The following is a 15,434-nucleotide window of genomic DNA, read 5'->3' on the forward strand; positions in this document are numbered from 1 at the left end:
CGTCTTTCCAGTTGGGCGCGCCAAGCGAGCGGGTTAGAACCGCCGGCATGTCCAATGCAGCGCTCTATCTCCACCCTGATGGCTACAACACCCGGACCCAGGCCCTCATGGGCCGGCACTCGGCGGGCGAGAGCTTCCTGAGGGGCTATCTGCGCCACGCAGACATCGACCATCACTACTTCTGGAACGCCGCCGGTCGGCCGCATCAGGAGCTGCTCGACCTGGTCCAGGGCATCGAGCCCCTGGTCAAGCCCCAGACCTGGATCGGCCGGACCCATCGCCGCGGCCTCGCCAATCCCGGAGTTCTGAACCTGCCAGTCCCCGAGATCGGCAACGAAGCCTGGCACCGCTGGCCGCTCGGCCCGCGCACCTATTCGATCTGCGGAATCACCCACACCACCGCGACCGCACGCGCCATGCAGGCGGTGGGCCAGGTGATCACCTCGCCGACCGAGGCCTGGGACGCCCTGATCTGCACCTCCCACGCGGTCCGGGCGAGCGTCGAGACCGAGCTCGAGGCCATTCGCGACTATCACGCCTGGCAGTTCGGCCCCCGCCAGCGCCCGGAGGCGCAGCGCGCGACGATTCCGCTCGGCGTGAACGCCGGCGACTTCGCCACCGACCCGGCCCAGCGCAAGGCCTGGCGTGAAAAGCTGAACATCCCCGAGGATGGCGTCGTCGCCCTCTATGTCGGGCGCTTCAATCCGCACAGCAAGATGAACCCGGCCCTGATGGCCATCGCCCTGGAGCGCGCCTGTCAACAGACCGGCAAGACCATCTATTGGGTCGCCTCAGGCTGGGGCGATGACGCCCTGATCAAGGGCGGGTTCCACGACCAGATCCGCGCCCTGTGTCCCTCCGTCGAATATCGCGAGGTCGATGGCCGCCCGGCCGACACCCGCTTCTCGATCTGGTCGGTCGCCGACTTCTTCATCAGCTTCTCCGACAATATCCAGGAGACCTTCGGCCTGACCCCGGTCGAGGCGATGGCGGCGGGCCTGCCCTGCGTCGTCACCGACTGGGACGGATACCGCGACACGGTCCGCGACGACCTGGACGGGTTCCGTATCGCGACCTATTCGCCCCGGCCCGGCACGGGCCAGGACCTGTCCTACGCCATGGCCAACAACTGGATCGAATATGGAGCCTATGTCGCCGCCGCGGCCCAGCTGACGGCGATCGATCTGGACGCCGCGGCCAAGGCCATTTCCGCCCTGGTCGAGAACCCCGAGCTGCGCCGCACCATGGGCGAACGGGCCAAGGTTCAGGCCTTCGAGGTGTTCGACTGGTCGAAGATCATTCCGCAGTACCAGGCGCTTTGGGGGGAGCTCCAGGCGCGCCGCCTCTCCGCGCCGGCCACGATCCCGCCGCCGCGCAACCTCGCGGAAAATCCGTGGCACCTCGACCCGTTCCGCCTGTTCGCCAGCTATCCGACCGAATATCTGTCCTCCACCACCATGGTGGCCTGGACCCCGAGCCTTACGGTCCAGGCGGCCCAGGCCATCCTGGATTCGCCCCTGGCCCGCCTCGGCCGGGTCAATTTCCCCAATGCGGAAGAGGTCGGGCGCATGCTCGCGCTCCTCGCGGCCAAGCCCCACATGTCGGCGGGGGATCTGGCCAAGGCCTTCCCCTCAGACCGGCAGCCCTTCATCGAGCGCGCAGTCCTCTGGCTCGCCAAGTTCGGCGTGGTCTGCATCCATGGACATGGGGGAAATCTGCCCTGAGCGTCTGGCAGAAACAACGCTGCAGCTAAAGACCGGGCTGCAACCCGCAGAGATTGCAGCCCGGCCAAAGCGACACAGCCATGGAGAGCTAGGCTGACAAGCGACTGTAACTCAATCCTTAGCCTCGGGAAAGGGATCAAGCCGCCTGAAGTCGCCCAAAATGCGAAAATGCGGACGCCCCCAGGACGCGCGGCTCAGACCGCCGGGTCCTCCGGCGACCAGCCCGTCAAAGCCTTGAGCCTTGCCGCGTCGCGGTCGTAGAGCCTTCGCAGATAGGCGACGTCCTCCGGCGTCAGGCCGGCGAATTCGCGGCCCACGTGAATCCGGCGCGACCTCACGGCGGGCGGGGCCGGCGCGCCTAGGAAGCCGGCGATCCGACCCAGGACGCTTGCCGGCTCCGACTGCAGGGCCTCCGCGCCCACGGTGAGCACCTGGTTCCGCGGAAACAGGCTGAAAAGCCGCTCAACCTGCTCGCCGTAGAACCCTCGCTCCACATAGGAGAACTCGCGGTGATGGCCCCAGGGCTCGCCCTCGAACAGCCTTTGCCGGCCCTCGCGGATGCACCAGCTGAAAGCCTGGGTCTCCGCCCCGCGGGCGAACTCCATGCGCCAATGGGACCAGGCCCGCTCCACCGGGTCCCGCAGCATCAAGATCAGCCGCATCTGGGGGTTATAGGCCTTGATGCGCTCCAGGCTCCGCGGCCAGTAGACATAGATCGGGGTGGCCTCGCCCTTCAGACCGGGCGCCTCGGCGTCGAACTGGGCGTGATAGGCGCCGTAGTCCGGGGCGGACCAATCCACGCTCTCGTCGTCGAAGAAGTGGACCTCCTTGGTCCGCGACAGGCTCAGGCCCGGCATGTCGCCCATATAGTCGAACAGGGCGGTGGTCCCGGCCTTCTGGGCGCCGATGACGATGAATTGGACCAGGGGCTTCAAGAGCAACCTTACCGGGCTGGGAAACGATCAGCGGCTGGATACGCCTTCATGGCGCGCCCGACACGCGATAATAGTGGACCGCGTCCGCGAAACGGGGCTGGAAGGTTCCGTCGCGCCAGTCTGGGGTCGGAAATGAACGCCATCAAAGCCCGCGCCCTGTGCGCCCGCCCCGCCGGCGGCCCGCGATGAAGGCGGTCATACTGGCGGGCGGTCTCGGCACCCGCATCTCCGAGGAAAGCCACCTCAAGCCCAAGCCCATGATCGAGATCGGCGGCCGGCCGATCCTGTGGCACATCATGAAGCTGTTCTCCCACTACGGGTGCGACGAGTTCATCATCTGCCTCGGCTACCGCGGCTATGTGATCAAGGAGTACTTCGCCAATTATCGGCTGCACAATTCCGACCTGACGGTCGATCTGGGCCGGGGCGAGATCGAATATCACGCCACCCGCCACGAGCCGTGGAAGGTCACCCTGATCGAGACCGGCGCCGACACCATGACGGGGGGGCGCTTGAAGCGGGTCGCCGCCTATCTGCCCCCCGGCGAGCCCTTCTTCATGACCTATGGCGACGGCGTCGCCGATGTCGATCTTGAAGCCCTGCTGGCCTTCCACCGCGGCCATGGCCGTCAGGCCACCGTCACCGCCGTGGCGCCGCCGGCCCGGTATGGCGCCCTGGAGGTTCAGGACGGCGCCGTGCGCCGCTTCGTCGAAAAGCCCCCGGGCGACGAGGGCGTCATCAATGGCGGCTTCTTTGTGCTGCAGCCCGAGGTGATTTCGCGCATCTCCGGCGACGAGATGCCGTGGGAGCTGGAGCCCCTGCAGGGCCTGGCCCGCGACGGCGAGCTGATGGCCTATCACCACACCGGCTTCTGGACCGGCATGGACACCCTGCGCGACAAGAACCATCTGGAGGCGCTCTGGGCCGCGGGTCAGGCGCCTTGGCGGGTCTGGACATGAGCCGTCCCGACCCGGCCTTCTGGGCGGGCAAGCGGGTGCTCCTGACCGGTCACACGGGGTTCAAGGGGGGCTGGGCGGCGATCTGGCTGGCCGCCCTGGGCGCCCGGGTCACCGGCCTGGCCCTGGCCCCGGACCAGACCCCGGCCCTCTACGACCTGGCCGGGATCGAGGGCCTGGTCCGCTCACGGATCGTCGACCTGCGCGCCGCCGACGCCGTCGAAGAGGCCCTGTCGGGCGAGACCTTCGACCTGGTGCTGCACATGGCCGCCCAGCCGATCGTCCGCGCGGCGATCGAAGATCCCGTCGGGACCTTCGCCTCCAACATCATGGGCACGGCCCATCTGCTGCAGGCCCTGCGCGCCCAGCCGGCGCTCCAGGCCTGCCTGGTGGTGACCTCGGACAAGGTCTACGCCAACGCCGAGACCGGCCACGCCTTCGCCGAGGACGATCCCCTGGGGGGCAAGGATCCCTATTCCGCCTCGAAGGCGGCCGCCGAGATCGTCGTCCAGAGCTTCGCGCGCAGCTTCTATGACCGGCCGGGGTTCCCCTGGCCACCGCCCGGGGCGGGAACGTCATCGGCGGCGGGGACTTCTCCCGCGATCGCCTGGTGGCCGACATCGTGCGCGCCGGCCAGGCCCAGGGCGAGACCGTGCTGCGCCATCCGGAGGCGACCCGCCCCTGGCAGCACGTGCTCGACTGCGTGGCGGGCTATCTCGTCTATCTGGAGCATCTGGCGGTCGATCCGGCGACGCCGCGGGCGCTCAATTTCGGGCCCCGGCCCGGCGGGGCGGCGGTGACGGTCGGCGACCTCGCCACCCGGGCGCTGGCCGCGCTTGGCGCCCGTCCCTGGCGCCACGAACCCGATCCCGCCTCCATCGAGGCGAAGACGCTTGGGATCGACGCCAGCCTAGCCCGCCGGGCGCTGGGCTTTGAAAGCCGGCTGGACGCGCCTGACGCGGTGGACTGGACCATGGACTGGTATCGCCGCCAGGCCGAGGGCGAGGCGGCGCTCGGCTTGTGCCGCGAACAGATTGCGCGCTACGGGGCCCTGGCATGACCCAGCCCGCCTGTCGCTTCTGCCGCGCGCCCCTGACCCAGCTGTTCCTGGACCTGGGCGAGCAGCCCCTGGCCAACAGCTATCTCACCCGGGCCCAGCTGGAGGCCAGGACGGAGCGCGCCTATCCGCTGAAGACCTGGGTGTGCGGCGCCTGCTTCCTGGTCCAGGCCGAGGACCCGGTGGCCGCCGACCAGATCTTCGACGAGGGCTATGCCTATTTCTCCTCCTATTCGGAGAGCTGGGTCGCCCACGCCAAGCGATACGCTGAGGCCATGATCGCCCGCTTCGGCCTGGGGGCCCGGTCCCTGGTGATCGAGGTGGCCAGCAATGACGGCTACCTGCTGCAGCACTTCAAGGCGGCGGGCGTGCCGGTGCTGGGGATCGAGCCGACCGCCAACACCGCCGAGGCCGCGGTGGCCCGCGGCGTGGCGACCGAGGTCTGTTTCTTCAACGCCGCCACCGGGCGGGCGCTTGCGGCCCGCGGCGTCGCCGCCGACCTGATGGCGGGCAACAACGTCCTGGCCCACGTGCCGGACATCGGCGACTTCGTGGCCGGCTTCCCCCTGGTCCTGAAGCCGCAGGGCGTCCTGACCTTCGAGTTTCCGCACCTCCTGAACCTGATCGAGCAGGTCCAGTTCGACACCATCTATCACGAGCACTTCAGCTATCTGTCGCTGCTGGCGGTGGAGACGGTGCTGCGGGCCAACGGCCTGCGGCCCTTCGATGTCGAGCTGCTGCCCACCCATGGCGGCTCGCTGCGGCTGTTCTGCGCGCGGGCCGAGTCCGACCACGCCGAGACGGGGGCGCTGGCCGATCTTCGCGCCCGCGAACACGCCGCCGGCCTCGACCGCCTGGAGACCTATGGCGGCTTCACCGCCCGGGTGGAGGCCGTGCGCCGCGACTTCCTGGCCTTCCTCGCCAGGGCCAAGGCCGAGGGCAAGAGCGTGGCCGCCTATGGGGCTGCAGCCAAGGGCAACACCTTCCTGAACTACTGCGGCGTGTCGGCGGCCGACATCGTGGCGGCCTTCGACGCCAATCCCCACAAGCAGGACCGCTTCCTGCCCGGCAGCCACATCCCCGTCTACGCCCCGGCGAAGGTGGCCGAGATCCGCCCGGACTATCTGGTCATCCTGCCCTGGAACCTGAAGGACGAGATCATGGGCCAGCTCGCCCTCATCAAGGACTGGGGCGGCCGGTTCGTCATCGCCGCGCCCGAGACGCGGGTGGTGGGCTGATGCGGTTCGCGCCCACCGCGATCGCCGGCGTCACCCTGGTCGAGCTCGATCCGGCGACGGATGACCGGGGCGCGTTCGTGCGGTTGCACTGCCCGAACGAATTCGCCGCCGCAGGCCATCCTTTCGTTCCGGCCCAGACCAGCCTGTCGCGCAACACCCGCGCCCATACGCTAAGAGGCCTGCACTATCAGGCGGCCCCCTGGGCGGAGACCAAGCTGGTGCGGGTCACTCGCGGGCGGGTCTTCGACGTGGCGGTGGACCTGCGCCCCGACAGCCCCACCTATCGGCGCTGGACGGCGGCCGAGCTGTCGGCGGACAACGGCCGCGCCCTGCTGATCGGGGCCGGCATGGCGCATGGCTTCCTGACCCTCGAGGACGACACCGACGTCCTCTATCAGATCGACCGCATCTTCGAGCCCGGCCATGACCGCGGCGCGCGCTGGGACGATCCGGCCTTCGGCATCTCCTGGCCGGCGAAGCCGCTGGTCATTTCCGAGCGGGATGCGACCTATCCCGAACAGGCCTAGGCTGAGCGCCCCATGCTGAAGATCGATCCCACCGCCCGCATCTCGCCGCTCGCCGACATCGAACAGTCCGTGCGCGGCACCCTGATCCAGATCGGGGCGCGGTCGATGATCGACTCCTTCGTGAAGATCAAGCCGGCCGGCGGCGCGGGCGAGGTGATCATCGGCGAGGACGTGGCCATCAATTCCGGATGCGTGATCTATACGGGCAACGGGGTGCGGATCGGGCACGCCTCCATGCTGGCCGCCAATTGCACCCTCGCCCCGACCAATCACGCCTTCGAGGACGTCACCCGACGCATCCGCGACCAGGGCTTCCAGCCCAGCCGGGGCGGCATCGTGATCGGCCAGGACGTCTGGCTGGGCGCCAATGTGGTGGTGCTGGACGGGGCGGTCATCGGCGATGGCTGCGTGGTCGCCGCCGGGTCCGTGGTCCGCGGGGAGTTGGAGCCCTATTCGATCTATGCCGGCGCCCCGGCCAAGCGCCTGGGACCGCGCGGCGGATGACGCTCGCCACCGTCATCGGGGCCCAGGGCTTCGTGGGCGGCCGCCTGGTCGAGCGGCTGACGGCGGACGGCGCGCAGGTCTATGCGCCGGCCAGGGGCGATCCCGACCTGTTCGCCCGGCCGCTGGGGCGGGTGATCTACTGCGCGGGCCTGACCGCCGACTATATCCAGCGGCCCTTCGACACCGTGGCCGCCCATGTCGAGCTGGTCAGCCGGCTGGCCCGCGATGCGGACTTCGAGCGCTTCGTCTATCTGTCGTCCATCCGGCTCTATGACAGCGGCGGCGCGGATGTGGGCCGCGAGACCGCGCCCCTGTCGCTCGCCGTCGACAATCCCCGCAGCCTCTATGACCTCTCCAAGGCGCTCGGCGAGACCCTGACCCTGACCCAGATGGGTGGGCGGGGAACCGTGGCGCGGCTGGCCAATGTCTATGACGTGCGGCCCGGCGATCCGGGGTTCCTGGCCGAGTGGCTGGCCCGCGCCGCCCTGGCGCGGGAGATCGAGCTCGACTCCACCCCGTCCGTGGCGCGCGACTACATCCATGTCGACGACGTCGCCCGGGCCCTGATCCGCATCGCCGAGGCCGGGGAGGGCGTGATCAATGTCGCCAGCGGGGAGCTGGTCAGCAACGCCCGGATCGCCGCCTGTTTCGAGGCCGCGGGCTGGCGGATCGGCTTTCGCCGGACCGAGGCCGTTCCGCCGCCGCCCAGGGTCGAGATCGACCGCCTGCACGCGCTGGGGATCCGGCCGCGCGGCGTCCTCGATTTTGTCGCCGCCTATCTCGCCGAATTGAGCCGCCGATGAAGCTGATCGACCACAGCCCCGCCAGCCTGGCGGACTACACCGCCGCCCAGGTCGCCGCCGTGGTCCCCGACGGCAGCCGCGACGCCATGGCCGCCGTGATCGGCCGGCACATCGACGAGGCCCTGGCGCGGGTCGGCCACTGCATCGACCGGGTGGCCATGTGGCGGGCCGGGGAGTTCAATTATCTGCACTCCTCGCAGTACTGCATCTATCTGTATTATCTGGCGAATACGATCTGGAAGCAGGAGCGGGACGCCGGCGCGGCGACGCGGCTGTTCCTGTTGAACAAGGCGCTCAACGCCATCGACCTGTTCTACGAGATCGAGATGCCGAAGGTGTTCTTCATCGGCCACAGCGTCGGCATCGTGCTCGCCAAGGCGACCTATGGCGAACATCTGGTGCTCTATCAGAACTCCACCGTCGGCCGGCACCGGACCGATATCCCGGTCGTGGGCGAGGGCGTGATCATCTATCCGAACAGCGCGGTGATCGGGCGGTCACGGGTGGGCGACGGGGCGGTGCTCTCGCAAGGGTCGCGGGTCGTCAACGCCGAGGTGCCGGCGGGCGCCATGGCCTTTCCCGGCGAGAACGGGGGCCTGACCTTCCGCCCCGCCCCCAGCGACCTGTTGTCGGACTATTTCCGGCTCTAGGCCGGGGTTGTCGTCCGGGCCGTCTGCACGGCCTTGGCGACCATGTCGTAGAAGTCCCGGGCGAAGACCTCGGTCTGGCCCAGCGGCCCGTCGATCATCCGCTGGCGGATGGTGTGGCGCAGGGCGCGGCGGCGCTCGAGGTCGTTCGCCAGGCCGACGGCGGTGTCGATGAAGGCCGGGACAGTGTGGGCGCACAGATCGCCCAGATCGACATTGTTCAGGATCGAATAGCTGAGCCGCTCATAGAAGGCCGGCCCGACCAGGCTGACGACCGGAACCCCCATCCACAGCGCCTCGCAGGTGGTGGTGCCGCCGGTGAGCGGAAAGGTGTCGAGGCTGATGTCGATCTCATTGTAGCGCGGCATGTGGGCGCCGCGGACGGCCTGGAACAGCAGCCGCTCCGGGTCGATCCCCTCGGCCTCGAACACGGTTGCGATATTGCGCCGGAAGATGGCCGCGCCGCACTCGGGGCGGACGAACAGCATGCGCGACCCCGGAACCCGCGCCATCACCCGGGCCCAGGCGGTCAGGGCTTCGGGGGTGTACTTGTAGGGATTGTTGGCGGTGCCGAAGGTGACCACGCCCGAGCGGTCCTGGGGCACGCCGTCGGCGATCACCATGTCCTCGCGGAACACCTGGCGGCCGAGCGCGATCCAGGTCCGGGGCATGATCAGCGGGGTCTCGATCAAGAGCTCCGGCCGCTCCGGCGCATTGAACGGGTCGCAGATCAGGTGGTCGATGGTCTCCAGCCCGGCGGAGTGGGGATAGCCCAGCCAGCTCGCCTGCAGGGGCGCGGCGCGGAAGGCCATGACCGTTAGCTTGTTCATCTGGGTGCTGCCGCCCAGCTCGATCAGCATGTCGAGCTGATCGTCGGCGATGATCTGGGCGACCTCGGGGGTGGCGGTGTCCTTCAGCCACCGGAAGGCGGTGACCTTCGAGGTGATGAAGTCCTGGATCTCGTCGCTCTCCAGCTCCGAGAAGGAATAGCAGAAGACCTCGAAGCGCTCGGTGTCGATGTGTTCGAACAGGGGCAGGGCGAAATAGGCCACCGGGTGGCGGCGCAGGTCCGAGGACATGAAGCCCAGGCGGATCTTCCCCGTCGGCCGCGCGGGTGGGGTGCGTGACCGGCGCCCGCTTGGCGGCGTCCATGGCGAGCCGGCCCCAGGTGCGGTGCTGGTCGACCAGCTCCAGGCGATCGGCGTCGGATTTCACCCGCGGCAGATGGGCGAGCAGGGCGGTGTGGCGGCCGGCGTCGACGAACCGGCGGCCGACCGCGGCGAACAACCCCAGGGTCTTCTGGGCGTCGAAGGCGCAGATCCGGCCGAACACCTCATTGGCGATCTTCAGCTGGGCCGGGGTCATCTCGGCGGGATCGCCGAGGCCCCGCATCAACTGATAGGCCTCTTCGAGATGGACGGCCTCCTGCGGGCCGCGGGCCCGGTCGAGGCACTCGGCCAGGGCGGACACATAGTCGCCGTTGCCGGGCTCAAGCTCGACCGCCTTGCGCAGATGGGGCAGGGCGCGGTGGCGGTCCGCGTCCTGGATGATCGATCCCAACTGGTGCTGGATCCAGGCGGCGTCGCCCTGCTCGGCGATCAGGGCGTTCAGATAGGCTTCCGCCTGCCGGGCCCGATGCAGGTTCCGCAACAGGATGGCCTTGCCCTCCAGGGCGCCGCGGGCGCGGGGATTGAGGCGAATGGCCTGGTCCATGGCCTCGAGGGCGGCGTCGAACTGGTTGCTCTCGGCCAGGGTGCCGGCCAGGTCGCGCCAGGCGTCGATGTTCGCCGGCTCCAGGGCGAGCGCCTGACGGAACCGTTCCGCCGCCTCGGCCGGCCGGCTCTGGTGACGCAGGGCCGCGCCGAGCTGGCGCAGATAGTCGGCGTTGTCGGGGGACTTGGCGACCAGGTCGGCGAAGATCCGCCCGGCCGACGCCCCGTCGCCCTTGTCGTTGTAGACATTGCCCAGATTGACCAGGACGCTTTCATTGTCGGGCGCGCGGCGGGCCAGCTCCGTGAAGGTCGCGATGGCTTCGTCATAGCGCTTGGCGCGCCGGAGCATGACGCCCTTGAGGTTCAGGCATTCCGGATCGCCGGGATGAACCCGCAGCGCGCGGTCCGCCCAGGCGGCGCCCTCCTTGTGACGGCCCAGGAGATAGTGCTGGTAGAGCAGGCTGCGATAGAGGCCGACGGGCTGACGGGGCTGCTCGGTGACGACCTCGATCATGAGGCCCACCGCCTCGGCCTTGCGGCCGGCCTGGAGCGCCGCCTGAGCCTGTTCCAGTCTCTTGTCCATGCAGTCCTTCCGCGACGGGCGACGCCCGACGCTTAGGCTCAGCCTGGGGCGCAATCAAGGTCGAGGGGCGGCCGGCTCGGTCCCGGAGAACTTGACCTTCAGCGCCAGGATCACGCCGGACATGGCCAGGCAGACGCTGTTCGACGCGGTCACCGGCCAGCTGCCGCTCATCACCCCATAGGCGATCCACAGGCCGAAGCCGGTGACGGTCACCACATAGGTGCGCAGGGAGACGGACGTGGCGTCCCGCTCGGCCAGCAGCTTGAGAATCTGCGGCGCGAAACTGGCCATGGAGCAGAGGGCGGCGAGCGTGCCGATCAGATTGACGGGAGACATCCGCCAGAAACGGATTTCGGCGGCCGGGGTTGCCGCAAATGAGGCGGGCGCGGGAGGAGGCCCCCCGCGCCCGACCGCGCCGATCCGAAGGAACCGGAAATCAGCGCGGCTTATAGATCTGGTCGAACACGCCGCCGTCGTCGAAGTGCGTCGCCTGGGCCTTCTTCCAGCCGCCGAAGGTGTCGTCGACGGTGGACATCGGGATCTTCGGGAAGTTGGCGGCGTATTTCGCCGCGGCCTGGGGATTGCGCGGCCGATAGAAGTTCCGGCCGATGATGTCCTGGGCCAGCGGGCTGTAGAGGAAGTTCAGATAGCCCTCGGCGATCACCCGGGTCTTCTTGCGGTCGACCACCTTGTCGACCAGGGCCACGGGCGGCTCGGCCAGGATCGAGCTCGACGGATAGATGATGTCGAACTTGTCGCCGAATTCGTCGCCGGCCAGATGCGCCTCGTTCTCCCACGACAGCAGCACGTCGCCCAGGCCGCGCTGGGCGAAGGTGACGGTGGAGCCGCGGGCCCCGGTGTCGAGCACCGGCACGTTGCGATAGATCGCCTCGACGAAGGCCTTGGCCTTGGCCGGATTGCCGCCCGGACCCTTCAGGGCCGCGGCCCAGGCCGCCAGATAGGCCCAGCGGGCCCCGCCCGAGGTCTTGGGATTGGGGGTGATGACGTCGACGCCCGGCTTGATCAGGTCCGGCCAGTCCTTGATCTTCCAGGGATTGCCCTTCCGGACCAGGAACACGATGGTCGAATAATAGGGCGTCGAATTGTTGGGCAGGCGCGACTGCCAGTTGGCGGGCAGCAGGCGGGCGCGGGCGGCGATCTCGTCGATGTCGGCGGCCAGAGCCAGGGTCACGACGTCGGCCTGCAGGCCGTCGATCACCGAGCGGGCCTGCTTGCCCGAGCCGCCATGGCTCTGGTTGATGACGATGTCCTGGCCGGTCTTGTCCTTCCAGTACTTCGCATAGGCCGCGTCGATCTGCTTGTAGAGCTCGCGGGTCGGGTCATAGCTGACGTTCAGCAGGGTCACCGGCTTGGGCGCGGCCGCGAAGGCCAGGCCGGGGGCCGCGGCCGCGGCCGAGGCAGCCGCCAGCAATCCCCGCCGCGAGGGCGAGAGGAGATCTTCGGTCATGGGAAGGAGTCCTGGAAGGGGACCCCGACGCGCGGGGTCCCGGGGGTTAGAGTTTAGAAAGCCAGCTGGGATCTCAGATTGATCGACTGATAGTCCTGTCCGATCTGCGCGCCCGCCGCGTTCAGGCGGTCGACGCTGACGTCGTAGTAGTCGAGCATGAACTTCACCGCCGGGTTGGGGTACCAGTTCAGGCCCACGGTCCAGATGTCCTGCTGGCCGCCGCGCACGCGGTTGGCGGCGATCAGGCTGGTCTCGGCGTAGTTCAGGTCCACGGTCGAATAGCGGGCGGTCAGCTCCCAGGCGCCCCAGGCGCCCTTCTGGGGATTGAACACCTTGTCGACCGGCGGGGCGTCGAAGGCCGCGGTGGTCAGGTTGTACTTGCGGCGCTCGCCGGTCAGCATCCAGCCGCCTTCCAGGTACCAGCCGCTGAACTTGGGATCGGTAGCGCCGGCCGCCGGATTGCGACGGTCCAGGCGGATGTCGAAATATTCGCCCTCGACGGTCAGGGCCTGCTTCTGGAAGGCCAGCTCCAGGCCGAGCGCCTGGGCGCCCTTGGAGTCGATCTGGCCGGTGTCGACTAGGCGGGTCCCGTCGACGCGCAGTTCCGGACGCTCGCGCAGCTGCAGGGCGTAGCGGGTGGCGGCCGAGGCGCCCAGGTCGGTCGGCTGGGTCACGACCGAGGCGTTGGCGCCCACATGCACCAGCCAGTCATAGCCGAACCAGGGCGTGCCGGCTGCGCGCAGGGCGAAGCTCTGCTGTTCGTCGAAGATCGGGGCGTTGAAGGCCGTGGCGCCGGAGTTCAGGCTCTGGACCAGGGGCCCGGTGGCGATGGCCGAGACGAACCAGTGGTCGCCATTGCCGATCACCCCGCCGCCGACGCGGGTGTCGCCGCCGGCCAGGCCGCGGGCGATGTCGGCCGCCGCGGCGCGTTCCGGGAACAGGGCGCCGTTGGTGGAGGCCGCGTCCTCAAGACCGAGGGGCGGGGCGAAGGCGCCGACCCGGAAGCGCCAGGGCTTCAGGCCGGAATACTGGACCCACAGCTCCTGCACGCGGCCGGCGTCTTCCGCCCCGCCGCCGCCGAAGTCGAAGAGGATGTTGTAGTCGAAATTGCCGAACACCTTGCCATCCACCCCGATCCGGGCGCGGCGGAAATTGGCGCCGCCGCTCAGGTCGCGCGCGGTGACGGCGGCGGGCAGATGGTCGTCCTGGAAGTACTTGGCGGTGTCGAGCTGCATCACCCCGTGGAAGGTGGCCGAGAACTTGCCGTCGGCGCTGGCGATGGTCGGCTTGCCATTGGCGATCGAGACGGTGGTCGACAGGGCGTCGGAGCGCAGGGCCGCGACGCTGGAGGCCGTGGAGACCTTTAGGTCGGCGACCTGGGCGCGCAGGGCGTCGACGTCCTGCTGGGTGGCGACGGGGGCGACCGGGGGCGCGTCGTGCGGGGCGTTGGCGGCTTTCAGGGCTTCGACGGCGGCCTTCAGCTCTGCGACCTGGGCTTCCAGGGCCTTGATGCGCGCGTCGTCCGCGCTGCGCGCGGAGGCCAGGCTCGGCGTGGCGAACGCGACAACGGCGGCGCCGGCGAGCAGTGTGGATTTCAAAGCCATGTGACCCTTAGCCCCTCGTTCTTGGAGTTCCTCGGAACCCGCGGATGTTGTGACCCGATAATTCCTATCGGACCAATGGAGAATATGTTCGGTCTGTCGCAGAAAAGCTGAAGGCCGTGCGCCGCGTTTGGGCGTTTGTCATCCAACTGACATATGCTTCGGGCCTGCTGTGAAGTCCCACCTGGAGATTCGTATTGGCGCAGCCGCAGAGCGGTTCGATCAGCCCGCTGACCTCGGCGCTCGCCGCCGCCGGGGCAGGGGCGGCCGTGATCGGCGCCCTGGCGGCCAGCGGCCGTCTGGAGATCGGCCCGGCGCTCGGCGGCGCCCTTCTGGTGATGGGCTTGGGGTGGCTGGTGGGGCAGCGGGCGGACGCCGCCCGGGCCCTGCCGGCGCCGGCGGTCGAGGCCGAGCCGGGCCGCAGCGCGCCGCCGCCCTATGCGAGTCTGGTGAACGCTCTTCCCGACCCGGTGCTGGTGATTGCGGCGCATGAACCCGATGACCTCGCCGGACGGCGTTTCGTCCTGGTTAACGACGCCGCCCGCGAATTCCTAAGGATACAAAATGACGCAGGCCTGCTGGTCACGGTGATCCGCGATCCGGAGGTGCTGGAGGCGGTCGACATCGCCCTGTTCGGCGGCCGCAGCGCCGAGGCGGTCTATGAGATGGGCGGGTCCCAGGATCGGGTCTGGCGCGCCTCGGCCAAGCCGCTCGACGCGGCGCCCAATGGCGACCGCCGGGCCCTGCTGGTGCTGCGCGACGAGACCGACATCCGCCGGGCCGAGCGCACCCGCGCCGACTTCCTGGCCAACGCCAGCCACGAGCTGCGCACGCCGCTGGCCTCGCTGTCCGGCTTCATCGAGACCCTGCGCGGTCACGCCCGGACGGATGAGAAGGCGCGCGACAAATTCCTGGCCATCATGCAGGCCCAGGCCGAGCGGATGAGCCGGCTGATCGACGACCTGTTGTCCCTCAGCCGCATCGAGCTCAACGAGCATATCGCCCCCCAGGGCGAGGTCGATCTGGCGCTCGCGGTGATGGACGTCGTGGATTCGCTCGGGCCGCTCGCGGCGGACAAGGGCGTGCGGCTCGAGGCCGATCTGCCGGCCGCCGGGACGGCGATCAGCGTGGGAGACCGCGACCAGATCGTGCAGGTCATCCAGAACCTGATCGACAACGGCCTGAAATATTCGCCCAGCGGCGGCGCCGTCCGGATCGTCCTGGAGAGCGGCCTGACCGCCGAGGCCGCCGTCGCGTCGCGGAACCCGCTCGCCTCGCGCATGTCGCTGCTGACCCCGGATCACGGCCACGACCTCTACGGGGTCATCCGGGTCAGCGATTCCGGTCCCGGCCTGGCGCGGGAGCACCTGCCGCGCCTGACCGAGCGCTTCTATCGGGTCGAAGGCCAGAAGAGCGGCGACCGGTCGGGCACGGGGCTGGGGCTCGCCATCGTCAAGCACATCATGAACCGCCATCGCGGCGGCCTGGCGATCGAGAGCCAGGAGGGCGCGGGCGCCACATTCACCGCCTATTTTCCCCTGATCTCGGCGGTTCAGGCCACGCCGAGGGCCGCCGCGCCGATCGTCGTTACAAAAGTGTCGTGAAACTGTCGTAGGGCGAAGGCATTGGACGGGCAGGTTCCGGGCGGCTTCCGGGCGGCCCGTCTGTCCAGATCCTCC

15 protein-coding genes and 1 pseudogene are annotated in these 15,434 nt (G+C 69.1%); 10 read left to right on the top strand and 6 right to left on the bottom strand.

Going from position 1 to position 15,434, the window contains the following annotated elements:
- Nucleotides 1–47: 47 nt before the first annotated feature.
- Nucleotides 48–1,724 (top strand): glycosyltransferase family 4 protein, encoded by a 1,677-nt coding sequence (locus MQH10_RS18575; protein ID WP_242565492.1) that lies wholly within the window; start codon nt 48–50, stop codon nt 1,722–1,724.
- 194 nt (nt 1,725–1,918) lie between these two features.
- Here MQH10_RS18575 and MQH10_RS18580 read toward each other — a convergent pair whose 3' ends face one another.
- Entirely contained in the window at nt 1,919–2,659 is a 741-nt protein-coding gene (locus MQH10_RS18580; RefSeq protein WP_242565493.1) for a sulfotransferase, read from the bottom strand.
- Nucleotides 2,660–2,844: 185 nt separating this feature from the next.
- Here MQH10_RS18580 and rfbF point away from each other — a divergent pair, with 185 nt between their 5' ends.
- From rfbF to MQH10_RS18620, 8 genes are read left to right on the top strand one after another with little or no spacing between them, the layout of a single operon-like run.
- Nucleotides 2,845–3,618, top strand: a complete 774-nt coding sequence (gene rfbF, locus MQH10_RS18585; protein WP_242565494.1) for a glucose-1-phosphate cytidylyltransferase — start codon at nt 2,845–2,847, stop codon at nt 3,616–3,618.
- On the top strand, nt 3,615–4,415 hold the full coding sequence (locus MQH10_RS18590) for an NAD-dependent epimerase/dehydratase family protein (protein ID WP_242565495.1): 801 nt from the start codon (nt 3,615–3,617) through the stop codon (nt 4,413–4,415). Before rfbF ends, MQH10_RS18590 begins: the two co-directional genes overlap by 4 nt.
- Nucleotides 4,412–4,675 carry a Rossmann-fold NAD(P)-binding domain-containing protein gene (locus MQH10_RS18595; protein WP_242565496.1) on the top strand — a complete coding sequence of 88 codons (264 nt, stop codon included), beginning with the start codon at nt 4,412–4,414 and terminating at the stop codon, nt 4,673–4,675. Before MQH10_RS18590 ends, MQH10_RS18595 begins: the two co-directional genes overlap by 4 nt.
- Nucleotides 4,672–5,910, top strand: a complete 1,239-nt coding sequence (locus MQH10_RS18600; RefSeq protein WP_242565497.1) for a class I SAM-dependent methyltransferase — start codon at nt 4,672–4,674, stop codon at nt 5,908–5,910. The genes MQH10_RS18595 and MQH10_RS18600 overlap by 4 nt, the downstream gene beginning before the upstream one ends.
- Nucleotides 5,910–6,437: a dTDP-4-dehydrorhamnose 3,5-epimerase family protein gene (locus MQH10_RS18605; RefSeq protein WP_242565498.1), complete on the top strand. Its 528-nt coding sequence runs from the start codon at nt 5,910–5,912 to the stop codon at nt 6,435–6,437. The genes MQH10_RS18600 and MQH10_RS18605 overlap by 1 nt, the downstream gene beginning before the upstream one ends.
- Before the next feature lie 12 nt (nt 6,438–6,449).
- Nucleotides 6,450–6,941 (top strand): acyltransferase, encoded by a 492-nt coding sequence (locus MQH10_RS18610; RefSeq protein ID WP_242565499.1) that lies wholly within the window; start codon nt 6,450–6,452, stop codon nt 6,939–6,941.
- A complete protein-coding gene (locus MQH10_RS18615) occupies nt 6,938–7,744 on the top strand; it encodes an NAD-dependent epimerase/dehydratase family protein (RefSeq protein ID WP_242565500.1) in 807 nt (268 codons plus the stop codon). The genes MQH10_RS18610 and MQH10_RS18615 overlap by 4 nt, the downstream gene beginning before the upstream one ends.
- A complete protein-coding gene (locus MQH10_RS18620; protein WP_242565501.1) occupies nt 7,741–8,394 on the top strand; it encodes a hypothetical protein in 654 nt (217 codons plus the stop codon). The genes MQH10_RS18615 and MQH10_RS18620 overlap by 4 nt, the downstream gene beginning before the upstream one ends.
- On the opposite strand, the gene MQH10_RS18625 is transcribed toward MQH10_RS18620, so the two are convergent.
- From MQH10_RS18625 to MQH10_RS18645, 5 genes and pseudogenes are all read right to left on the bottom strand, one after another.
- Nucleotides 8,391–9,470: an O-linked N-acetylglucosamine transferase, SPINDLY family protein gene (locus tag MQH10_RS18625; protein WP_242565502.1), complete on the bottom strand. Its 1,080-nt coding sequence runs from the start codon at nt 9,468–9,470 to the stop codon at nt 8,391–8,393. The genes MQH10_RS18620 and MQH10_RS18625 overlap by 4 nt on opposite strands.
- Before the next feature lie 562 nt (nt 9,471–10,032).
- Nucleotides 10,033–10,686 (bottom strand): annotated as a pseudogene (locus MQH10_RS27135) (tetratricopeptide repeat protein); the annotation flags it as partial.
- Between the two features lie 54 nt (nt 10,687–10,740).
- Nucleotides 10,741–11,022 (bottom strand): SemiSWEET family sugar transporter, encoded by a 282-nt coding sequence (locus MQH10_RS18635; protein ID WP_242565504.1) that lies wholly within the window; start codon nt 11,020–11,022, stop codon nt 10,741–10,743.
- A gap of 100 nt (nt 11,023–11,122) precedes the next feature.
- Nucleotides 11,123–12,154, bottom strand: coding sequence for a sulfate ABC transporter substrate-binding protein (locus MQH10_RS18640; RefSeq protein ID WP_242565505.1), 1,032 nt, complete (start codon nt 12,152–12,154; stop codon nt 11,123–11,125).
- 53 nt (nt 12,155–12,207) lie between these two features.
- On the bottom strand, nt 12,208–13,758 hold the full coding sequence (locus MQH10_RS18645; RefSeq protein WP_242565506.1) for a porin: 1,551 nt from the start codon (nt 13,756–13,758) through the stop codon (nt 12,208–12,210).
- A 194-nt stretch (nt 13,759–13,952) separates the two neighbouring features.
- Here MQH10_RS18645 and MQH10_RS18650 point away from each other — a divergent pair, with 194 nt between their 5' ends.
- Nucleotides 13,953–15,359 carry an ATP-binding protein gene (locus MQH10_RS18650; RefSeq protein ID WP_242565507.1) on the top strand — a complete coding sequence of 469 codons (1,407 nt, stop codon included), beginning with the start codon at nt 13,953–13,955 and terminating at the stop codon, nt 15,357–15,359.
- The last annotated feature ends 75 nt before the right edge of the window (nt 15,360–15,434 follow it).

Origin of the sequence: Phenylobacterium aquaticum (genome assembly GCF_022695515.1) — a bacterium.
Lineage (GTDB): Bacteria > Pseudomonadota > Alphaproteobacteria > Caulobacterales > Caulobacteraceae > Phenylobacterium > Phenylobacterium aquaticum.